Annotated in this window: 19 protein-coding genes; 2 read left to right on the top strand and 17 right to left on the bottom strand. The window is 73.4% G+C overall.

The window, feature by feature from the left end; genetic code table 11:
- Positions 1–25: 25 nt before the first annotated feature.
- The 15 genes from D9753_RS27275 to D9753_RS27205 form a co-directional block, all read right to left on the bottom strand.
- Positions 26–961 (bottom strand): M28 family metallopeptidase, encoded by a 936-nt coding sequence (locus D9753_RS27275; RefSeq protein WP_240468297.1) that lies wholly within the window; start codon positions 959–961, stop codon positions 26–28.
- 297 nt (positions 962–1,258) lie between these two features.
- On the bottom strand, positions 1,259–2,365 hold the full coding sequence (locus D9753_RS27270; RefSeq protein WP_121789410.1) for a pectinesterase family protein: 1,107 nt from the start codon (positions 2,363–2,365) through the stop codon (positions 1,259–1,261).
- A gap of 69 nt (positions 2,366–2,434) precedes the next feature.
- Positions 2,435–3,772 (bottom strand): pectate lyase family protein, encoded by a 1,338-nt coding sequence (locus D9753_RS27265; RefSeq protein WP_121789409.1) that lies wholly within the window; start codon positions 3,770–3,772, stop codon positions 2,435–2,437.
- Positions 3,773–3,795: 23 nt separating this feature from the next.
- Positions 3,796–4,596: a rhamnogalacturonan acetylesterase gene (locus tag D9753_RS27260; RefSeq protein WP_121789408.1), complete on the bottom strand. Its 801-nt coding sequence runs from the start codon at positions 4,594–4,596 to the stop codon at positions 3,796–3,798.
- A gap of 129 nt (positions 4,597–4,725) precedes the next feature.
- Entirely contained in the window at positions 4,726–6,066 is a 1,341-nt protein-coding gene (locus D9753_RS27255) for an ABC transporter substrate-binding protein (RefSeq protein WP_121789407.1), read from the bottom strand.
- A gap of 89 nt (positions 6,067–6,155) precedes the next feature.
- Positions 6,156–7,736, bottom strand: a complete 1,581-nt coding sequence (locus tag D9753_RS27250) for a glycoside hydrolase family 43 protein (protein WP_121789406.1) — start codon at positions 7,734–7,736, stop codon at positions 6,156–6,158.
- Positions 7,733–8,578: a DUF6807 domain-containing protein gene (locus D9753_RS27245; protein WP_121789405.1), complete on the bottom strand. Its 846-nt coding sequence runs from the start codon at positions 8,576–8,578 to the stop codon at positions 7,733–7,735. Before D9753_RS27245 ends, D9753_RS27250 begins: the two co-directional genes overlap by 4 nt.
- Positions 8,575–9,717, bottom strand: coding sequence for a Gfo/Idh/MocA family protein (locus tag D9753_RS27240; RefSeq protein ID WP_121789404.1), 1,143 nt, complete (start codon positions 9,715–9,717; stop codon positions 8,575–8,577). The genes D9753_RS27245 and D9753_RS27240 overlap by 4 nt, the downstream gene beginning before the upstream one ends.
- A 58-nt stretch (positions 9,718–9,775) precedes the next feature.
- Positions 9,776–10,660 (bottom strand): carbohydrate ABC transporter permease, encoded by an 885-nt coding sequence (locus tag D9753_RS27235; RefSeq protein ID WP_121789403.1) that lies wholly within the window; start codon positions 10,658–10,660, stop codon positions 9,776–9,778.
- Positions 10,657–11,592 (bottom strand): carbohydrate ABC transporter permease, encoded by a 936-nt coding sequence (locus tag D9753_RS27230; protein WP_121789402.1) that lies wholly within the window; start codon positions 11,590–11,592, stop codon positions 10,657–10,659. The genes D9753_RS27235 and D9753_RS27230 overlap by 4 nt, the downstream gene beginning before the upstream one ends.
- 120 nt (positions 11,593–11,712) lie before the next feature.
- A complete protein-coding gene (gene araD, locus D9753_RS27225; RefSeq protein ID WP_121789401.1) occupies positions 11,713–13,446 on the bottom strand; it encodes an L-arabinonate dehydratase in 1,734 nt (577 codons plus the stop codon).
- Positions 13,443–14,354, bottom strand: a complete 912-nt coding sequence (locus D9753_RS27220) for a dihydrodipicolinate synthase family protein (RefSeq protein ID WP_121789400.1) — start codon at positions 14,352–14,354, stop codon at positions 13,443–13,445. Before D9753_RS27220 ends, araD begins: the two co-directional genes overlap by 4 nt.
- Positions 14,351–15,007 carry a GntR family transcriptional regulator gene (locus D9753_RS27215; protein ID WP_121789399.1) on the bottom strand — a complete coding sequence of 219 codons (657 nt, stop codon included), beginning with the start codon at positions 15,005–15,007 and terminating at the stop codon, positions 14,351–14,353. The genes D9753_RS27220 and D9753_RS27215 overlap by 4 nt, the downstream gene beginning before the upstream one ends.
- A gap of 132 nt (positions 15,008–15,139) precedes the next feature.
- Positions 15,140–15,901 carry an MBL fold metallo-hydrolase gene (locus D9753_RS27210; protein ID WP_121789398.1) on the bottom strand — a complete coding sequence of 254 codons (762 nt, stop codon included), beginning with the start codon at positions 15,899–15,901 and terminating at the stop codon, positions 15,140–15,142.
- Between the two features lie 198 nt (positions 15,902–16,099).
- Entirely contained in the window at positions 16,100–16,681 is a 582-nt protein-coding gene (locus D9753_RS27205; RefSeq protein ID WP_121789397.1) for a TIGR03086 family metal-binding protein, read from the bottom strand.
- A gap of 140 nt (positions 16,682–16,821) precedes the next feature.
- Between D9753_RS27205 and D9753_RS27200 the strand changes: the two genes are divergently transcribed.
- Positions 16,822–18,054 (top strand): MFS transporter, encoded by a 1,233-nt coding sequence (locus D9753_RS27200; RefSeq protein ID WP_121789396.1) that lies wholly within the window; start codon positions 16,822–16,824, stop codon positions 18,052–18,054.
- On the opposite strand, the gene D9753_RS27195 is transcribed toward D9753_RS27200, so the two are convergent.
- Positions 17,991–19,154 (bottom strand): hypothetical protein, encoded by a 1,164-nt coding sequence (locus D9753_RS27195; RefSeq protein WP_121789395.1) that lies wholly within the window; start codon positions 19,152–19,154, stop codon positions 17,991–17,993. The genes D9753_RS27200 and D9753_RS27195 overlap by 64 nt on opposite strands.
- Positions 19,155–19,188: 34 nt before the next feature.
- Positions 19,189–20,130, bottom strand: coding sequence for a 5-dehydro-4-deoxyglucarate dehydratase (locus D9753_RS27190; protein WP_121789394.1), 942 nt, complete (start codon positions 20,128–20,130; stop codon positions 19,189–19,191).
- A 238-nt stretch (positions 20,131–20,368) separates the two neighbouring features.
- Here D9753_RS27190 and D9753_RS27185 point away from each other — a divergent pair, with 238 nt between their 5' ends.
- Positions 20,369–21,178 carry an NAD-dependent epimerase/dehydratase family protein gene (locus tag D9753_RS27185; protein ID WP_121789393.1) on the top strand — a complete coding sequence of 270 codons (810 nt, stop codon included), beginning with the start codon at positions 20,369–20,371 and terminating at the stop codon, positions 21,176–21,178.
- Positions 21,179–21,272 lie beyond the last annotated feature (94 nt).

Below are 21,272 nucleotides of genomic sequence, written 5' to 3'. Positions count from 1 at the left end.
CGCCCGCGGGCTGCTCTCCAGCCGGTCAGCCGCGCACGCCGAGCTTCCACACCATCGCCGCGACGGCGTCGCTGTTGACGTCGAGGGCGTGCCGGTCGATGTCGGCGGGGGTGTCGCAGGCCAGGTGGTAGCAGACGTCCATGGCCAGGCCGGCGGTCCCGCCCCACTTCGCGGCCTGTTCCGGGGTCTTGATCTCGGCGGACCCGGTGAAGATACCGCCCACCGGGACGTGCTCGGCGAGGAACGGCTCGTGGTCGCTGCGGCCGTTGAGCGCGGTGGCGGGCTCGGTGGGGATGCCCTTGGCGTCGAAGAAGGCCTTGAAGTGCCGGGCGACCTCGGGGCTCTGGTCGTAGACGAAGTACCCGGGGTTGGGTGAGCCGATCATGTCGAAGTTCAGATAGGCGCTGATCCTGGACAGTTCGGCGGGCGGCAGGCTGTTCACGTAGTGCGTGGAACCGATGTAGGTCTCCTCCTCGGTCCCCCAGAAGGCGAACCGGAGGTGCTGGGCGGGGGCGGCCTTCCTCGCGGAGACCGTCAGCGCGGTCTCCAGGATGGCACCGACGCTGGAGCCGTTGTCGTTGATTCCGGGTCCCGTGTCCACGGAGTCGAGGTGCGCGCCGACCATGAGCACCTTTCCGGAGCGCCCGCCGTGCGGCCAGTCGGCAATCAGGTTCCAGCTTTTCTTTCCACCGAACTCGAATTGCTGGAGGGAGGTTCTGTATCCGGCGGCGTCCAGTTTCCCCCGGACGTATTCGACGGACGCCTGATATCCGGCCGTGCCGTGGGCCCGGTTGCCGTGGTGGGCGTCGGCGATCTTCTGGAGCGCGTCGAGGTGCCGCATCACCCCGGTGACGGAGATGTCGGGCACATCACCTGCCTGAGCAGGCGCTTCGGCGTGCACACCGGCCGTTCCCAGGAGTAGCAGGGACAGCGTGGAGGCCGCGACGACGGCAGAACGCACGGATGTGAATGGCACTGCGCATTTCCCCTCTGCGATGCGGGTGCGTGCATGTCCGATCAGGGGATCCCCCGTGACCGCCCCGAATATTTCACGACACCCGCCCGGACGCACCGCCCTTTCCTCGGCCTTCACAAACGGAATGAAGTGGACGCCCGTTTCCCGCCAGGGCGAAATCTCGCGAATTCATGCACGAATTCGCCCGGGTATCACGCGACGGCGGGCACGACGGCGACGGAAAAGGGGACAATTCCTGGCGTGTTTCCTACGCCCGGCCCGCCCGCCGCGCGACGGGTCCGGTCAGCGTTCCCTCCAGGGCGTCCAGTCCCCCAGCCAGGCTGCCCTGGTCGCCGCCGCGGCCTGCTCCCGGGTGAGCTGGGGACGGTTCTCCGGGACGGTGATCACCGCGCCCGGGCCCCTGTCGCGGTACTCGGCGAACCGCTGCCGCTGCCAGGGGTGGGCGGCCGACATGTCGGTGTAGGGGGCGGCCGTGTCGATGCCGGGGCCGAGCCAGGTCTCGCGGACGGTGAGCATCGGGCGGGCGGTCGGGTCGGAGCTGGGCACCCAGGGGCGGGCCAGCTTGTAGTAGCCGTCCGGGGCCTCGCTGGTGACCCGCCCGCGCAGGACCAGGTAGCCGCGCAGGTCGGCGACGGCCGTGGAGGGCGCGAGGACGAAGCCGTAGGGGGCTGCCGCCAGGTCGGTGCGGTCGAGGGTGCGGAAGTGGCAGTTGTCGTAGACGGCGGTGGCCCGGCCGAAGACGAAGTCGACGTCGCCCTCGACATGACAGTGCGCGTAGTACTGGCGGGCGAGGACGCCGAGGGCGGTGGAGTCGGCGTAGAGGGTGTCCTGGTGGCCGAGGAAGCGGCAGTGCAGGAAGGCGCCGCGGTCGCCCTGCACCTTGGCGGCGACGGCCTGGGTGCCGGTGATGTCCGGGTGGTCGGCGCGCAGCCAGTCGTTGGCGAAGGTGATCCAGCGGGCGGTGAAGCCGTCGGCCCGGACGGTGGTCGTCGCGGAGCCGGAGGTGCCGTAGGTGCCGCCGCCCGGCTTGGGGGTGCCGGCCGCGTTGTCGTACACGATGACGACGTCGCGGGGGTTCTCCGAGGCACCGATCCAGGTCATCTCCGTGCGGCCGGCGTCGACGGCGACCGTCTCCCGGTAGGTGCCGGGCGCGATGACCAGGGTCCGTCCGCTGCCGGTGGCGGCGGTCACCGCTTCCTGGACGGCGGTGAAGTCGCCCCGGCCGTGCGGGTCGACGTACAGGGTGTCCGGGGTGAGGCGGCGGGCCGGGGATCCGTACCGGCCGAACGGGCGCGGTGCGGCGGCGGCCCGGGCGGGCGCGGACGCGAGGCCGGGCGCGACGGCGGCCACGGCGCCCGCGGTGAGGAAACCCCGTCGGGACAGGGGCATGGGTGTGCTCCTTCGGATGCGGCTCGGCCGGGGGGACGGGGGCCGGGGACGGGCCCGGCCCCCGGGGTGTCAGCGCAGGCGTCCGGCGCCCGCGTGGTGGCCGACGAGTGCGGGCACGGCCTGCGGCCGGTCCACCCGGGTGCGCAGGACCGGAGTCCAGCCGGCCCCGGGCCGCAGGATCTCGCCGGGCACCTGGGCGTTGTGGGCGGCGATGAGGTCCACCGGCGTGCCGTTGACCCAGTTGTCGGCGGCGGTGACCGGCGCCTCCTTCCACTTCTTCAGCACCGACCCGGCCAGGACGCCGTCCGGCAGGGTGAACGCGTTGTGCTCGGCGACGAGCTGGGACTCCATGCCGATGCCGTAGCTGTACGAGTAGCCGTCCCCGGCGACGAAGTGGTTGTCGTACGAGTCCACCTGTCCGAAGCGGACGCGCGGGGCCCGCTCGACCAGGTTCCGGAACAGGTTGTGGTGGAAGGTGACCTTGAGGTGCCCCCGGTCCACGGCGGCCGTGGCGGCGCTGTCGCTGTTGCCGATGAGGATCGTCTTGTCGTGGTCCTCGAAGACGTTCCAGGAGGCGGTGACGTAGTCGGCGCCCTTGACGATGTCCAGCTCGCCGTCGTGCTGTTCGTAGATCCGGCCGTAGTAGGACGGCAGGGTGCTGTCGGGGTGATCACCGTCGGTGAAGGTGTCGTGGTCGATCCACACATGGGCCGACCCGTGGACGACGGCACTGTCGTACTCGGAGTTCCAGTTGCCCTCGGCGGTGTCGGTCGGGTCCCACTGCGGGAAGCAGTCGAGGGGGCTCTCGAAGGCGAGGTTGCGGACGATGACGTTGTCGGCGCCCTTGATCTGGAGGCTGGCGCCCTGGAAGCCGGCGTCACGGCCGATGCCGACGATCGTCGTGTTGGCGGGGACGGCGGCCTTGACGAAGGCGTCCTGGCGGGCGGCGGAGGCGCGGCGCAGGCCCTCGGGGCTGTCGTCGGGCTCGTTGTCGAGGGTGCGCGTCCGCCCCCAGACCGCCGGGTCGTAGGTCTTCAGATAGGTGGCGAAGTCGTAGCCGGGGACGGCGAACGAGTCGCAGCCCGGCCCGTCGGCGTCGATCGTCCCCTTCACGCGGACGATCTTCGGCGTGCTGCCGCCGTCGGCGAGGGCGGCCTCGAACTGCTCCCAGGTGCTGACGGTGTACACGTGCGCGGGGTCGGCGGCGGCCCCGCCGGTGGTGCCGGTGCCGTAGGACGCCCAGCCGTCCCGGGCGGGCAGGACCTGGCGCTCCGGCCCGGTGCGGTGGCCGGTGCGGTGGCCGGTGGCCGGGCCGGACGCGGCGGCGGTGCCGGTGAGGGACAGCACGAGGGCCGTGCACCCCGCCAGCGTTGCTATGACACGTCCATGACAGTTGGATGTACTCATGGTGCGGCTCTCCTCGGTGACGGTCAGGACCGCGGTGCGGGCGGCCAGGTGATCCAGGACGCCGGAACGTCCTCGTGCAGCCGGACGACGTCGTGCCGGGCCAGTACCCGGGTGCGCAGCAGCTCCCGCGCCACGAGCCGTGCCACGGCGATGGCGCCCGGCGGGTTGAAGTGGGTGTTGTCCTGCTCGCTGGCGGTCCAGTTGAAGTAGGTCTTCGTCCCCTCCACGCCGAGTCGCTGCCACAGCGCGAGCGAGAGCGCCTCGATGTCGAGCAGCGCCACCCCCTCCTCCCCGGCCAGCGCCCGCATCGCCGCCGGGTAGTCGCCGTGGGTCGGCAGGGCGTTGCCGTCGGCGTCGAACCTGCGGCGCTCGACGGGGGTGGCGAGGACGGGCCGGGCCCCGCGGGACCGGGCGCCCGCGACGTACCGCCGCAGACACTCCTGGTACGTCGTCCAGGGCTCGGTGTACCGGGCGGGGTCGGTGGCCTTCTCGTCGTTGTGCGCGAACTGGACGAGCAGCAGGTCACCGGGCCGGATCGAGGCGAGGACCGCGTCGAGCCGCCCCTCGTCCAGGAAGCTTTTCGAACTGCGGCCGTTCACCGCGTGGTCGGCGACGGTGACGCCCTCGCGGAGGAAGAAGGGCAGTGCCATGCCCCAGCCGGTCTCCGGGGCCTCGCCGGCGTCCTTCGGGGCGGCCGTGGAGTCACCGGCGATGTACAGGGTGCGGGGACGGCGCCCGGCGGCCCGGGCCGTGCCGGTCGCGCCGAGGGCGAGGGGAGCGGTGGCGACAGCGGCGAGCCCGAGCTGTCTGCGCGTGAGAGACAAGGGGGTGCCTTTCGGACGCGGGGAACTGCGAAGGGGGTTCGGGGCGGGTGTCCGGGTGCGGCTCCGCCGCGGGGGCGCGGCCGGCCGGAACCGCCCGGCAGGCCCCCACGGGCCGGAACCGCCCGGCGCTCAGTGGTTCTTCTTCCAGTCGGCCTGGGCCTTGTCGAGCTGGTCGGCCAGTGTGTCCAGGAACTCCTTCGCGCTCAGCCTGCCGAGCAGCACCTTCTGGAAGTTGGACTCGTTGTCGGCCTTGGAGAGGGTGTTCCAGTCCGGCAGGTAGTACGGCAACTGCACGACCTTGGTGCCGGCCCCGCTCAGCGCCTCGGCGGCGAGCCGCGTCGGCTCCGACGCCCGCACCCACGCGTCCCGCGCGGCCTCGAGGTTGGCCGGCACCTGCCCCGCGACCCGGTTCCACCTGCTGTTGGACTCGTGCGAGGCGGCGAACTCGATGAACTTCCAGGCGGCGGCCTTGTGCCGGCTGGACCTGAACAGCGCGAGCCCGTCGACCGGGTTGGACACCTGCACCCGGGTGCCGTCGTCCAGGGTCGGGTTGGGCACGCCCTTGAACCTGCCCTTCAGCGCCTTCTCGTGGTCGGCGTAGGACCCCAGGTTGTGGCTCAGCATCCCGATGCTGCCGGAGTCCCACTGCGCGACCATCTTGGTGAAGTCGTTGTTGACGTCGGCGGACGGGGTGTCCTTCTTGTACAGGCCGGCGTACTTCTCCAGCGCGGCCACGTTCCTCGGGTCGTTGACGGTGGTCCGGTCGCCCTTCCAGAACGACGTGATCCCGCTCTGCCCGTACATCGCGTCCAGGGCCTGCGCGATGGAACCCTCGCCGCCGCGGATGGTGTACCCGAACCGGTTGCGGTCCCGGTCGGTGAGCTTGCCGGCCGCCGCGTAGAACTTCGTCCAGGTGGTCGGCGGGTCCAGCCTGGCCGCAGCGAACAGATCGGTGCGGTACCACAGCGTGCCGTTGTTGGCGGAGGTCGGCACCGTGTACGTACGGCCGGCGCCGCCGGCGGCCTTCACGCTCTCCAGGAACTTGGCGTTGAGCCTGCCGTTCAGGGAGCTGCCGGAGATCCGGTCGTCGAGCGGCTCCAGCGCACCCTGCGCGGCGACCTCGGCGAGCATGGCCGTACCGACGCCGCCGACGTCGGGCAGGCCGCCGCCCTGGATGGCGGTGTCGTACTTGGACTGGACGCTCGCGGCGGGCACGCCGACGTACTTGACCTCGATGTCGGGGTACTTCTTCTCGAAATCGGCGATGATCTGCTTCCACACGTCGGTGCGGACACCGCCGTTGTTGTCCCAGAACGTGATCGTGCCCTTGCCGGAGCCCTCGTCCCCCTTGTCCCCCGCGCTGCCGCTGCCGTCGTCGCCGCAGGCGCCGGCCGTCAGGGCGAGGACGCAGGCCAGGGCGGCGGCCGAGGCGGCCCGTCTGCTGGTGCGGATACGGATGCTGCTCTTCATCGGTCGGCTCTCTTCTTCTCTGCTGGTTCTCTTCTGGTTCTCTTCCGGATCCAACGGAAGGGGTGAGGCGGTGGCACGCGTGGCGGGGCCTACAGAGGGCTGATGCGGAACCGGGTGAAGGTCGCCGCGCCCGCGGGTCCCGGCCCGCCGGGCGCGGTGGCGAACAGGCCGAGCAGGGCGCCGACCCAGCGCCAGGGGGTGGCCGCGAAGACGGGTCCGGACGGGCGCGGGCCGTCCCCGAGGTCGTACCGGAACCGGCAGCGCGCCCCGGCCCCGGTCTCGATCCGCAGCCGAGCCCGGCCCCCGGGAGCGGGGCACGGCACACCGGCGTCGCGTTCGCCGCCCCACGGCGCCGCGGCCGGGGCGGGCGCCGCGCCGTCGGCCGCCTCCGCGAACCGGTGCACGAGCCGGACCGTCCCGTCGGTCCCGCCCTCCAGCCCGATCCAGGCGTAGGCGTCCCCGAGCACCACGAGCCCCGCCCGCGCGCCCGGCTCGGTGCCGTCCAGCCGCAGTTCGACCTCGACCGCGCCGGGTGGGCCGGGCAGCCGCTGGGTGAGGATGTTCGGCAGTCTGCGCAGGTCGTCGGCGTCGGCCGAGCGCAGGCAGGTCAGCCGCAGGCCGTCCCCGGAGTGCTGGGTGGCCCAGCCGTCGCCGGGGTTGGCGGTCCACTGCCACTGCCGGCCGTACCGGCCGCCGGGGAAGTCGTCGTCGGTGGCGGGCGCGGCGGGCGGCTGCGGCGGCAGGGCGGGCCGCCGGTGCACGGCGACCGGGGCGCCGTCCGCGCCCAGTACGGGCCAGCCTCCCCCGCTCCCGGCTTCGCTCGAGCGGGAGGTGCCCTCATCGCCCCAGCGCATCGGCTGGAGGTGGACGACCCGGCCGTGCGCGCCGCGCTGCTGGAAGTGCAGGAACCAGTCCTCGCCGGCCTGGGTGCGCACCCAGCCGCCCTGGTGCGGCCCGTTGACGTCGGTGTCCCCCTGCTCCAGGACGATCCGCTCCTCGTACGGGCCGAAGAACCCGCGCGAGCGGAACGCACCCTGCCAGCCCGTCGCCACTCCCCCGGCGGGCGCGAGGATCCAGAACCAGCCGTCGTGCCGGTACAGCTTGGGGCCCTCCAGCGTGAACCAGCCGGGGATGCGGTCGCCGTCCACGATCACCTCGCCCTCGTCGAGCAGCGAGGTGCCGTCGGGACGCATCCGGTGGCCGGTGAGGCGGTTCTTCACGCCGGAGCGGGACCTGGCCCAGGCGTGCACGAGATAGGCCTCGCCGGTCTCCTCGTCCCACAGCGGGCACGGGTCGATCAGGCCCTTGCCCGGCTCGACCAGGTGCGGACGGGTCCAGGGGCCCCTGATCCCGGGGGCGTTGACCTGGAAGATCCCCTGGTCGGGGTCGCCCCAGAAGATCCAGAAACGGTCGTCGTGGTGCCGCAGGGACGGCGCCCAGACCCCGCGGTCGTGCCGGGGCGCCGCGAACTCCTCCTCGGGTTCCAGGCGGGCGAGGGCGTGGCCGACGAGGGTCCAGTTGACGAGGTCCCGCGAGTGCAGCAGGGGCAGGCCGGGGACGCGGCCGAAGCTGGAGGCGGTGAGGTAGAAGTCGTCGCCGACCCGGACGACGTCCGGGTCGGACCAGTCGGCGTCCAGCACCGGGTTCGTGTACGTGTCGGGGGTGCTCATGGGCCGACCGCCTTCCGGACCAGGGCCGCCGCCTCGTCCGGTCGCAGCCGGCCGTCGGCGACGACGGTGACGATCCGGCGTACGACGGTCCCGCCGGGCGCGACGGCCAGCCGCTCGCCGTGCGCCAGGGAGGAGCCGACCCCCGGGTACTCGGCGGCCCGCACGAACCACGGGTCCCGCCGGGTCTCCTCGGTGGCCCCGGCGAAGACCAGCGTCCAGTCCGCGCCGGCCAGCGCCAGCCAGTCGGCGCGGGTGCCGTGCACCTCCGTCTCGCCCTCCCGGCCGGCGGTGAACACACTGGGCGTCCCCTCCTCCTTGCGGGCCCGCCAGAAGAAGCCGCCGTAGGCCGCGCCGGGCCGCCCGTTGGTGGCGGGGCTGCCGATCGACACGGGACCGGGGGTGACGTTGGTGAGGGAGAAGGTGAAGTCCAGCGCCCAGGCGGTGGCGGTGAGCCCGGTCGCGGCGACGGTACGACGCTCGCGCAGCAGGTTTGTTCCGGCGGCGGCCCAGCGCAGCTCCTCCACGAAGCCGTCGGGGTCGCGGAGCTGGAAGCCGGTGTGCCGCTGGACGCCGTGGTTCTCCAGCTCGGCCGGCCCCCGGCCCCGGACGAAGGTCCGCCCGCCCCAGAAGTTGTGCCCCTCGACGTCGGGAACGGCGACACCGACGCCGAGGTGGTGCGCGTGGTCGGCGGGGGACACCTCGGTGACCGCCGTGCCGGCCAGGGTGGTGACGGGGTGCAGGTAGGGGCGCGGGGAGAGCCGGGCGGGCAGCTCGGGCCGGATGACGTACCGGCCGACCGGACGGCCGGCGGCCCGCAGGACCAGGGTGTCGGTCGACGTCATCGGGTGCTCACCTCTTTCGACGGCGCCCAGGAGGCGCCCAGTTCGGAGTAGAGGGCGAGGCGGTCGGCCGCCGCCGCGACCAGGTCCTCGATGCCGGGCACGACCCGGCGCCGCTCGGCGGGCAGCAGCCGCCAGGCGTCCGCGGGCAGCGGCACCGGGTCGGGGGCCGTCCGGACGGCCTCGACGACCCGCATGAAGGCGCCGGTGTCGACCGGCGGGACCAGCAGCGCGTCGCCGCCGGCCAGGTGTCCGGCCAGGTTCTCCAGCAGGTCCGTGCGGCCGTACACCCGTTCCTCGGGGCCGTGGCCGGCCCGCTGGAGCAGCACCCGGTCCTGCTTGTACCAGAAGGTGATCCGGCCGGCGCCGCCGTGCACCACCACGTACGGCTCCCCGGGCCGTTCGGCGCACAGGGTCGCCGCGACCGTCATCGGGCCGCGGGGGGTGCGGACGCGGACGCAGGAGGTGTCGTCGGATTCGATGGCATTGGCGTGCAGCAGCTCGGTCTCGATGCCGGTGACGTCCTCGGCGCGAGTGGTGCCGAGGACGGCGAGGCCGGTGGCGACGGCGTGCGCGAGGGGGTTGGTGAGCACGCCGTCGACCACGTCGGTGCCGTTCAGGCGCCGCCGGCCGGCCCAGGGCGCGCGCCGGTAGTAGGCCTCGTCGCGGGCCCAGGCGCCGGCCCCGCCGACGCCGGTGACCTCGCCGATCGCGCCCTCGGCGACGAGGCGGCGGATCGCGGGCACGGCGTGCGAGCCGAGGGACTGGAAGCCGATCTGGCAGACCACCCGGGCCTTCGCGAGGCCGTCGGCCATGCGGCGGAACTCGGCGTAGGAGGGCGCGGGCGGCTTCTCCAGCAGCACGTGCGCCCCGTGCTCGGCGGCGGTGAGGGCCAGGCCGGTGTGGGTGGGGATCGGCGTGCAGATGACGGCGATCCGGGCGCCGGTGGCCGCCAGGAGCGCCCCGAGGTCGGCCGACTGCTCCGGTGTGCCGAGGCCGTCCGGGATCTCGTCGGCGGTGAGCGGGGTCAGTTCGCAGATCCCGGCCAGCCGGAGGGTGCCCCGGGCCTGGAGCCGGCGGATGTTGTCCAGGTGCCAGTGGCCGTGTCCGCGCGCGCCCGCCAGGACGACGGGTACGGTCATGGGGTCCTCCCCGCGCCCGCGCCGCGGGCCGTCCGCCGGGAGGTGACCGGGTGGTGTGTCATCCCTTCACCGCCCCCGCGCTGAAGCCGGTGATCAGCCACTTCTGGATGAAGGCGAACACGATCACCACGGGTACGGCGGCGATGATGCCGCCCGCCGCCAGGGCGCCCAGGTCGACGCTGTCCGCGCTCATCAGGGTGTTGAGGCCGACCGGGACGGTCTGCTTGCTCTGGTCGGAGAGGAACATCAGGGCGAACAGGAAGTGGTTCCAGGCGTGCACGAAGGCGAAGGAGCCGACGGCGATCAGTCCGGGCCGCAGCAGCGGCAGGACGACGATCCGGAAGGCGGTGAGCCGGTTGCAGCCGTCCACCCAGGCGGCCTCCTCCAGCGAGTAGGGCACGTTCCGGATGAACCCGCTGATGAGGATCATCGACAGCGGCAACTGGAAGACGGTCTCGGCGAGGACGACACTGCCGAGGGAGTTGATCATCGACAGCTTGGCGAAGATCTGGAACAGCGGCACCAGCAGCAGCGCGCCCGGCACGAACTGGGAGCACAGCAGGGCCAGCATGAAGCCGCGCTTGAGCCGGAAGTCGAAGCGGGCCAGGGCGTAGCCGCCGGCCAGGGCGACGACGGTGGTCAGCAGCAGGGTGGCGACGCCGACGTAGACGCTGTTGGTGAAGTAGGTGCCGAAGCCGCGTTCGGTCCACACCTTCTGGAAGTGCTCGCCGGTCATGGGCCAGGGCACGAGCGAGGTGGAGCCGGCCGGGCGGAGCGCGAAGAGCAGGATCCAGTAGAAGGGGATCAGGGTGAAGAGGAGGTAGATCCCCAGCGGGACGTAGATCTGCCAGCGCGGCGCCTCGTCCCAGGCGCGCCGTTTCCGGCCGGCCGGTGCGGGCTCGGGCGCCACGCGCTCGGGTGCCGGAGCGATCTCGGTGATCACCTGGACTCACCTCCGAACTTGCTCAGCCGCAGATAGACGATCGAGCAGAAGAGCAGGATGACGAACGCCACCGTGGTCAGGGCGGAGGCGTAGCCGAAGTTGTGGGCGTCGACGCTGGTCTTGGCGATGTAGAGCGGCAGCGTCGTGGTCTCGCCGGCCGGGCCGCCGCCGGTCAGGGTGTAGAGCAGGTCTACGTTGTTGAACTCCCACACCGCGCGCAGCAGGGTGGCGAGGACGATCGCGTCCTTCAGGTGGGGCAGCGTGATGTGCCAGAACTGCTTGAGCCGGCCGGCCCCGTCGACCTCGGCGGCCTCGTACAGGTCCCGGGAGACGGACTGGAGGTCGGCGAGGAGGAGGATCGCGAAGAAGGGGACTCCGCGCCACAGGTCGGCGGCCACCGCCGCCGGGAAGACCGTGGAGGTGTCCGACAGCCAACTGGTGCCGTAGGAGCCCAGGCCCGCGTCGGCGAGGTAACGGGTCACGCCGGTCTGGGAGTTGTAGAGCAGCACCCAGATCGCGGAGGTGAGGACGCCGGAGACGGCCCAGGGTGAGAAGACGAGGGCGCGGCCCACCGCCCGCCCCACGAAGGTCTGGTTGACGATGAGCGCGAGGGCGAGGCCGAACAGCAGTTGCAACCCGACCTCCACCACGACCCACTTGGCACTGAAGGTCAGCGTGTCCCGGAACTGCGGGTCGTGGCCGAAGGCCTGGGTGAAGTTCCCGAGGCCCGCGAAGCCGTTCCGCCACGGCTTGGTGGGGTTGTAGTCCTGGAGGCTGTAGTAGAAGACGTTGAGCACCGGGTAGGCGATGAAGCCCAGCATGAGCAGGGCCGCCGGGGCGATCAGCAGGTACGGCAGCCTGCGCGGGGTCGCGGAGGCACGGCGCCGCCGGGGTGGCGCGGGCGGTTTCGCCACGGCTGCGGCTTGGGCCATGACTGTTCTCCGTTCACAGGGGGGCGGGTACAGCGGGTGGACCGGGGGGATCGGAGGAACCGGACGTAGGAAGCGCTTGCTACGTACACATGGGTGAGGGCCTCCACCCGGGGATGGGCGTCAGCCGGCGTACGGGTCCGGGACCGTGCCCGGCCTGGCGAGGAACTCGAAGTCGCAGCCGGTGTCGGCCTGCGTGATCTGCTCCTCGTAGAGGGCGCCGTAGCCGCGCTCGAACCGGGCGGGCGGCGGGGTCCACGCGGCCCGCCGGCGCTCCAGCTCCTCGTCGTCCACGTGGAGGTGCAGACCGCGGGCCTCGACGTCCAGGGTGACGAGGTCGCCGTCGCGCACCAGGGCCAGCGGTCCGCCGACGTACGACTCCGGGGCGACGTGCAGGACGCAGGCGCCGTAACTCGTGCCGCTCATCCGGGCGTCGGAGATCCGGACCATGTCCCGCACCCCCTGCTTCAGCAGGTGGTCCGGGATGGGGAGCATGCCGTACTCGGGCATGCCCGGGCCGCCCTTGGGGCCGGCGTTGCGCAGCACCAGCACGCTGTCGGCGGTGATGCCGAGCGAGGGGTCGTTGATGGTGCGCTGCATGGTCCGGTAGTCGTCGAAGACGACGGCCGGGCCCGTGTGCCTGAGCAGGTGGGGTTCGGCGGCGATGTGCTTGATGACGGCGCCGTCCGGGCAGAGGTTGCCGCGCAGCACGGCGACCCCGCCCTCGCTCGCGACGGGGTTGTCCCGGGGCCGGATGACGTCGTCGTCGTGCACCTGCGCGCCCTCGAGCTGTTCGCGCAGGGTGTCGTGCGACACGGTCGGCCGGTCCAGGTGGAGCAGGTCGGTGATCCGGGAGAGGAAACCGGGCAGGCCGCCGGCGAAGTGGAAGTCCTCCATCAGGTACCGCCGGCCGCCGGGGCGGACATCGGCGAGGACCGGGACCGTGCGGGCGACGCGGTCGAAGTCGTCCAGGGTGAGCCGTACGCCCGCCCGGCCCGCCATGGCGATCAGGTGGATCACGGCGTTGGTGGAACCGCCGAGGCCCAGCACGGTGGTGACCGCGTCCTCGAACGCCTCGCGGGTCAGGATGTGGGACAGCCGCCGGTCCCGGTGGACCAGTTCGACGACGGTCAGGCCGGCCCTGGCGGCCATGCGGTCGTGCCCGGAGTCCACCGCCGGGATGCTGGACGCGCCCGGCACGGTCACGCCGAGCGCCTCGGCGGCGGCCGTCAGCGTGGACGCCGTACCCATGGTCATGCAGTGGCCGGGCGAGCGGGCCAGGCCGCTCTCCAGCTCGGTCATCTCGCAGTCGCCGATGAGGCCGGCCCGCTTGTCGTCCCAGTACTTCCACATGTCGGTGCCGGAGCCCAGGACCTCGCCCCGCCAGTGGCCCGGGAGCATGGGCCCGGCCGGCACGAACACGGCGGGCAGGTCCACGGAGGCGGCGCCCATCAGCAGGGCGGGCGTGGACTTGTCGCAGCCGCCCATCAGCACGGCGCCGTCGACCGGGTACGAGCGCAGCAGCTCCTCGGTCTCCATGGCGAGCATGTTGCGGTAGAGCATCGGGGTCGGCTTCTGGAAGGTCTCGCTGAGGGTGGAGACCGGGAACTCCAGCGGGAAGCCGCCCGCCTGCCACACCCCGCGCTTGACGGCCTGGGCGCGGTCGCGGAGGTGGACGTGGCAGGGGTTGATGTCGGACCAGGTGTTGAGGATCGCGATGACCGGCTTGCCGAGGTGTTCCTCGGGCAGGTAGCCGAGCTGGCGGGTGCGGGCGCGGTGGCTGAAGGAGCGCAGCCCGTCGGTGCCGTACCACTGGTGGCTCCTCAGGTCCCGCGGGCTCCTGCGCGGTGCGTTCATATCGACCACCCGGCGGCGATGGCGGCGACCTCGGCGCGCTCGTCCTCGGGCAGCGGCCGGCTGGGCGGGCGGACGTCCCGGCGGCACAGGCCGAGCGCGGCGAGGGCCTCCTTCACGACCGTGACGTTGTTGGCGTTGCCGTGCGCGGCCCGCAGCTCCTCGAAGCGGCGGATCTGCTCCCACACCTTCATGGCGGCCGGGTAGTCGCCGGAGCGGAGCGCCTCGATCATGTTCCGGGAGACGGCGGGCGCGACGTTCACCAGCCCGGAGGTGAAGCCGGTGGCGCCCGCGGAGAAGTAGGAGGGGGCGTACGGTTCGGCGAGGCCCGCCACCCATACGAAGCGGTCCAGGCCCGCGTCCCGGGCGAAGGCCGCGAACCGGGCGGCGTCCGGGACGGCGTACTTGACCCCGATGACGTTCGGGCAGTGGTCGGCGAGTTCGGCGAGGCGGGCGCCGGGTAGCTGGGCGTTGCGCAGGTACGGCACCACGCCCAGCTCGGGGACGGATTCGGCGATGGCGCGGTGGTAGTCGACCCAGCCGGCCGCCGACACGTACGGGTGCACCGGCTGGTGGACCATGACCATGCCGGCGCCGAGGTCACGGGCGTGCCGGGCGGAGGCGGTCGCGGTGGGCAGGTCGTGCCCGACACCGACGAGGAGCGTGGCGCGGTCGCCGGCCTCCTCGACCGTCCACTCCGTGACCAGGCGGCGCTCGTCGGGGGTGAGGGCGTAGAACTCGCCCGTGTTGCCGTTCGGGGTGAGGGTGGTGATCCCGCCGTCGAGCAGGCGACGCAGCAGGGCCCGGTGGGTGTCCCGGTCGACGGAGCCGTCCTCGGCGAACGGGGTCACCGGGATGGCCACCACGTCGGCCAGGGCCGCCCGCCGGGTCTCGAACGTCACGCTGCTCATTGATGACCTTCCGCTGGGGGGAGCTCGGGGAAAGCACGGCGCACGAAGGACCCGATGTGGGCGTGCAGGGCGCCCGCCGCGCCGTCCGCGTCGCCGTCCAGCGCGAGCCGCAGGATCTCCCGGTGCTCGGCGGCCTCCCGCTCCCAGGAGGGGTCCGCCGCCCAGGCCACGGCGGAGACGAGGGCGGCCTGGTCGCGGACCTCGTCCAGCATCCGGCCGAGCAGCGGGTTGCCGCACGGCAGATAGAGGGCGCGATGGAACTCCCGGTTGGCCAGGGAGCGTTCGGCGGTGTCGGTGGCGGCGTCGGCGCGGGCGAGCGCGTCGCGGGCGGCGTCGAGGGAGGCACCGCGCGCGACCGCCCGCCGCAGGGCCTCCGGTTCCAGCAGCAGCCGCACGTCGTAGACCTCGCGCGCCATGTCCGCGTCCACCATGCGCACCGTGACGCCCTTGTACTGGCTCATCACGACCAGACCGGTCCCGGCGAGGGTCTTCAGGGCCTCCCGCACCGGGGTCTTGGACACCCCGAACTGCGCGGCCAGCTCGGTCTCGACCAGGGCCTGACCGGGTGTCAGCAGCCCGGTCAGGATGCGGTGTTTGATCGCGTCGAGCACGACCTGCGTGCGGGACGGGATCGGGGTGGGCACAGAGGTCATGCGGCCCTCTCGGATCTCACATATCGCGTCTCATATATGACGTACGAAGTACGACGCGTCGAAGGTAGGAGGGGGCACGTGTTTCGTCAATGCTTCTGACAAAGGAAGCCGCGACGATCCGTGAACGCGGTCTCAGAAGGTGTGCCGGTCGCCCTCGCGGGCCGTGCCGGCTGGCCGGCCGAGGACGGCGGCGGCCCGGGCGGTGGCCGACTCCCGGGTGAGGGTGGGCCCCACATGGGTCACGAGCAGTTCGCGCACGTGGGCGTCATGGGCGACGCGGCCGGCGTCCTCCGGCGTCAGATGGACCTGCCCGTGGTGTTCGCCTTCGCGATGTTCCCCGATGTCCGCCTCGCACAGGAACAGGTCGGCGCGGGCGGCGAGTTCGGTGAGCGCCGGGCACGGACCGCTGTCCCCGGAGTAGGCGAACACACTCCCCTGGCACTCGGCCCGCAGCCCGTACGCCTCGGTGCCGTGGGCGACGGCGCGCGCGGTGAGGCGCAGGTTCCAGTGCCGGACGTCATGGCCGTCGTACAGGCTCCGGAAGTCGAGGACGTCCTTCAGGAAGCCGACGTCCGGGTGGCCGAGGAATCCGGCCAGGCGCCGGGCGCAGTCCGGCGGGGCGTACACCGGGACCGGTGCGGGCGGGGTCATCCCGCCGAAGGCGAACGCGTAGGCGGCGGCGAGCAGGTCGGCGCTGTGATCGGCGTGCAGGTGCGAGACCCAGATCGCGGTCAGCCGCGCGGGGTCCGTGTACTGCTGCAACGCGGCGAACGTGCCGGGCCCCGCGTCCACCCACACCTCGGCGCCCCCGCCCGAGAGCAGATATCCGGAACAGGGCCGGCCCGGACCCGGGTGCGGCGAGGCGGTGCCGAGGACGGTGAGGGTGAGGGGCATGAGAGGGAGCGTACGACGGGGCCCGCGGCCGGGGCGCGGGAAGGGTGCACCGAGCAGCGTCCGACCCGGTTTCCGCCCGTCCCTCCCCGCCCCGCCGGGCCGCTCGGATGCGTCGCGCGCCACATGACCGTCAGGCGCCCGGTGCACCGGGCCCGGCCCACCGGCCGCCGCACGCACGCCGGGCCCGCCCGCCCCCTCCTACGGCCGCCAGCCCGGCTCCCGGCCGCTCAGCCCCACCGTCCGCTCCAGCAAGGACGCGTCCGCGGGGACGGGGACGACCGGGCCGAACGGCGCCTTCCCCCGGCCGGGGTCTTCGGCCGCGGCGAGCAGGAAGCCGTGGGCCGCGTCGAGGGCGGCGGGGTCGGGGGTGTAGTCCTGGCCGGTGGCGCGGGCCAGGTCCCAGCCGTGGATCACCAGTTCGTCGGCGACGACGGCGCCCGCGACCGCGCCCGGCAGGTCCACGCCGCCGGCGCGGGTGCGGCCGGTCCAGGCGGCCGGCTCGCGCCAGGCGCCGGCCAGCTCGTCGAGCACCCCGGGCAGCTCCTCGCGCCAGCCGGGGCCGATGTCCGGGACGACGGCGTCCGGGCTGGTGTCGGTCGTCGGGCCCAGGTTCTTGCGGGCGGCGTCACGGAACGCCACGGACAGCGTCAGCAGGTGGCCCAGCAGGTTCCGCACCGTGAGGTCCGGGCACGGTGTGGCGCCCGTCAGCCGCGCGTCGGTCACGGCCCCGGCGAGCCGCGCCACGATCCTGGCCTGCGGGCCCAGATCCACCCCGGTCATCTCTCATCACTCCCTCGGTGTCGGGTCCCCCGTACGGAATGCTGACCGGTGGATCCCCCGGAACTCATCGGCCGCCCGCCGCCGATATCCGGCACCTTGCCGATCCGGCAGGGGACGCCTCAGGCGCACGATGCGTCGGTATGACGACTTCCTGGACCGTGGTGCGTGTGTTGCGGGATCGCACGGCGGGGCTGTATCTCGCCGGTGCGGTGGTGTCCGCGTTCGGTACCTCCTCGCTGTGGCTGGCCTCGGGTGTGTGGGTGAAGGACCTCACCGGGTCCGACGGCCTGGCTGCCCTGTGCCCGCTCGCCCTGTGGGCGCCCACCCTGGCGGGGCCGGCCCTGGGCACGCTCGCCGACCGGACGCGCCGCAGACCCCTGCTCGTCGGCCTGGAGCTGGGCCTGGCGGGACTGCTCCTCGTGCTGTTCGCCGTCGACTCCCCCGGTCGCGTGTGGCTGCTGTTCGCCGTGCTGTTCCTGTACGGCGCCGCCGACGCCGTCCACGACGCGGCCGAGTCCGCCCTGGTCACGGCCGCCGTCGGCCCGGACCTCCGCGGCGATCTCAACGGGCTGCGGATGACCGTCACGGAGGGCATGAAGCTGGTCGCCCCGCTGACCGGGGCGGCCCTGTACGCGGCCCGCGGCGGCCCGGCGGTGGCCTGCCTGGACGCGGTCACGTTCGTCCTGGCGGCCGGGCTGTGCGCGCTGCTGCGCGTGCGGGAGCAGCCGCCCGTCCGGTCCGGCGACGGCTGGCGGACGCGGACCGCGGAGGGCGTCCGGCAGCTTTGGGGGCAGCCGGAGCTGCGCACGCTGGTCCTGGCGGGCGGTACGACGATGCTGCTGACCTCGCTCGGCAGCGCGACCGTGTACGCCGTCGTCGGCCGCCTCGGACACTCCCCCGCCTACACGGGCGTGCTGTACGCCGCCCAGGGCGCCGGCTCGGTGGTGGCCGGGCTGCTCGCCGGGCCCGCGCTGCGGCGGTTCGGCGAACACCGGTGCGCGGCGGCCGGGATCGCGCTGACGGGGGCCTCGGCGATCGCGCGGGCCGTGCCGTCGGACTCGGTGGTGCTGGTGTCCGGTGCCGCGGCCGGGCTGGGGCTGCCCTGTGTGCTGGTCGCCGTGCTCACCGCCGTGCAGCGCCGCACCCCCGGCCCGCTGCTCGGCCGGGTGACGGCCACCGCCGGCACGCTGGTCCTCGCCCCGAACGTGCTCGGGCTCGCCCTCGGGGCCGGCCTGGTGGAACTGGCCGGCCCCGGGCTGCTGCTGCCGCTCTACGGCGTCGCGCTGCTGCTGACGGCGATCCGGACGGCTCAGCGGGCGGCCAGCGCCTCCCGGACCGCCTCCAGATCCCCGTCCGATGCCAACCCGGCGTGATACAGCCGCAGTTCCGTGGCGCCCCGGGCACGCGCGCGGGCCGCGTCCGCCGCGAGGGTGCCGGGGCCGCCGCCCATCCCGGCGACGACCGTGAGGTTGGCGGCCAGCACCGTCCGCTCCCCCGCGTGCGCGGCGAACGGCGCCAGCGGGGCCGTGCCGCCCGTGCAGGGCACCACCACGCCGTCGGCGACGGAGAGGATGCGGGCGGGGTCGACGCCGGCGTTGGCGCCGCAGTGGTAGGACACCGGGTCGGCGTGCAGGAGCACCTGGAAGCCGGCGGGCGCGGCGGCGCGTACGGCGGTGACGGCCTCCTCCTGGAGGGTGTGGGCGGTGGTGTCGCGCCACGCGCGCGTGGCGGCCGCCGTGTCCGCTCCCAGGAGCCTGTCCACCGTCGGCCAGCCCTCGTCGTCCGCCGCGCCCCGCCACAGCGGTTCCAGCGCGGTCCGTACGGCCGCCGCCAGCTCGTCGGCGTCCAGGCCGTGTGCGCCGTAGCCGACGCGGCAGGACGGGCAGAAGCACAGGGACATCAGGTACTGCCCGGCCTCGCCGAGGCCGACGCCGGCCGTCTTGTCATGGGCGTGCAGGTGCGCCAGCCCGTACCAGCCGAGGGACTCCAGTTCGGTGCCGTGCGCGCCGGGGCGTACGGCGGCCTCGGCGGCCAGGTCGACCAGGTACGCGCGCGTGGCGGGCTGGGCGATGCAGGGCGCCCACGGGTAGCGGTCGCCGTAGGCGTTGACGACCGAGATGTCGGGATGCTCGGCGCCGAGGCGGGAGTTGTGCGCGAGGACGACCCAGGTGTGCACCTCCAGGCCGGCGGCGGCGAGGGCGTCGGCGGCCTCGCCGTAGGCGTTGCCGGGGGCCCAGCGGCCGGCGGGGTAGGGCCGCAGGCCGCGACCCGCCCAGCGGCCGCCCGGCGGGTAGAGGACGGCCGCGTACTCGGCGGTGACGATGCGGTGGCGGGGGTGGCGGGGGGTCAGGGCGCGGGTGGAGTGGTAGGCGGCGGCGAGGGTCACCTGGCCGACACCGAGTCCCGCGATGCGTGCGGGGGCCCCGGGGTCCCCGTTGACGTCCCAGGGGTACACGAACGCCGACGCCTTCACGCGGCCTCCTCCTCGTGCGCGCGGCCGGGCCCGCTCACGCGTCCCCCTCCAGCAGGGCGTAGCCGCGTTCGATCAGCCGGGCGAGCTGTTCGACGTGCTCCTCGGCCGGCTCGTGCAGCGGGGGCCGCACCTCGCCGACGTCCAGGCCGCGCAGCCGTACGCCGGCCTTGACGAGGGAGACGGCGTATCCGCGGCCCTGGGCGCGCAGTTCGACGAACGGGCGGTAGAAGCCGTCCAGCAGGCGGTGCGCGGTGCCCAGGTCGTCCGTCTCCAGGGCGCGGTGGAAGGCGAGGGCCGGTTCCGGCGCGAAGCAGAACACGGCCGAGGAGTACAGGGTGATGCCGAGGGCGCGGTAGGCGAGCTGGGTCTGCTCGGCGGTGGGCAGGCCGTTGAAGTAAAGGAAGTCGCCGGGGGCCTCGGTGCGGACGGCGCTGACGGTGCGCTGCATGAGGTCGAGGTCGCCGAGGCCGTCCTTGAGGCCGATGACGCCGTCGGTGCGGGCCAGTTCGACCACGGTCGACGGGGTGAGGACGGCGTTGTCGCGCTGGTAGACGATCACGGGCAGGGCGGTGGCCGCGGCGATCTCCCGGTAGTGCCGCAGCAGGCCGCTCTGGCCGGCGAGGACGAGGTACGGCGGCAGGGCGAGGAGGCCGTCGGCGCCCGCGGCCGCGGCGAGGCGCGCGTAGCGCACGGCGAGCGCCGTGCCGTAGCCGGCGCCCGCGACGACCGGGACGCGCCCCTCGGCCGCCTCGACGGCCGCCCGCACGCAGGCCTCGAACTCCTCCGGGAGCAGCGCGTGGAACTCCCCGGTGCCGCAGCAGGCGAACACGGCGGCGGCACCGGCCGCCACACCCCGGCGCACATGGGTGCGGTAGACGTCGAGGTCGAGTGAGCCGCCGGGACCGTAGGCCGTGACGGGGAAGAAGAGCGGCCCGCTCGGGTCACGGAGCCGGGCGGCGAGAGGGGCTGGCGTCACGGGCGCTCCCTGTCGGTGCATGTTTCTGATCGGCGTCCATATTTCTGAACAGCCTTACGCTACGGGCCGTCATCGGAGCGGGTCAAGCGCCCGAACGGGCAACACTGCGGCGGATTTCGCCCTGTCACGGCACACTTGACGGAGCGCGCCGCCGCTCCCTAGCGTGTCCACGGATGTGAATGCCGTCCACGCACGCGGCGTGTTGCAGCGGCACCGAGGACCCCAAGGAGATCGAAGGATGCCCGCTCCCCGTACCCTCCTGCTCACCGGTGCCGCCGGCGGGCTCGGCACCCTCATGCGGTCCCTGCTGCCGGAGTACGGCTACACGCTGCGCCTGTTCGACGTGCGTCCCGTCGAGGACGCGCCGGACGCGATCACCGCGGACCTCACCGACACCGAGGCGCTGCGCAAGGCGGTGCGCGGCGTGGACGCCGTCCTCCACCTCGCGGGCATCTCCCTTGAGGCGCCCTTCGAGAAGATCCTGCGGTCGAACATCGAGGGCACCTACAACCTGTACGAGGCCGCCCGCCAGGAGGGTGTGCCGCGGATCGTGTTCGCCTCCTCCAACCACGCCGTCGGCTTCACACCGGCCCCGCGCGCGGGCGAGCCGCTGATCCCGGTCACCACCCCGCGCCGCCCGGACACCTTCTACGGCCTGTCGAAGTGCTTCGGCGAGGACCTGGCCCAGCTCTACTGGGACAAGCACGGCCTGGAGACGGTCTCGGTGCGCATCGGCTCCTGCTTCCCGGAGCCGACCAGCGTCCGCATGCTCTCGGTGTGGATGAGCCCGGCCGACGGGGCCCGCCTCTTCCACGCGGCCCTGACCGCCGAGGACGTCGGCCACACCGTGGTCCACGGCTCCTCCGCCAACACGCGCCTGTGGTGGGACCTGGGCAGCGCGCGGGCCCTCGGCTACGAGCCGCGGGACGACTCCGAGCCGTACGCCGCCAAGCTGATCGCCGAACAGGGCGAGCCGGACCCCGAGAACCCGGCCCACACCCGTCTGGGCGGGCACTTCGTGAACGACCCGCCGATCTGGCCGTACTGAGGTCCCGGCGGCCGGGGCGGTCGTCGCGGTGGTGGTGCCGTGACCCGTTCGGCCGGTAAGGGAACGGTAAAGCGGTGCCGTTCGTTCACCCGGC

The organism is Streptomyces dangxiongensis, from assembly GCF_003675325.1.
Taxonomy (GTDB): domain Bacteria; phylum Actinomycetota; class Actinomycetes; order Streptomycetales; family Streptomycetaceae; genus Streptomyces; species Streptomyces dangxiongensis.
The sequence above is the reverse complement of the archived record's forward strand: the minus strand, read 5'-3'. Positions and strand labels throughout refer to the sequence as shown.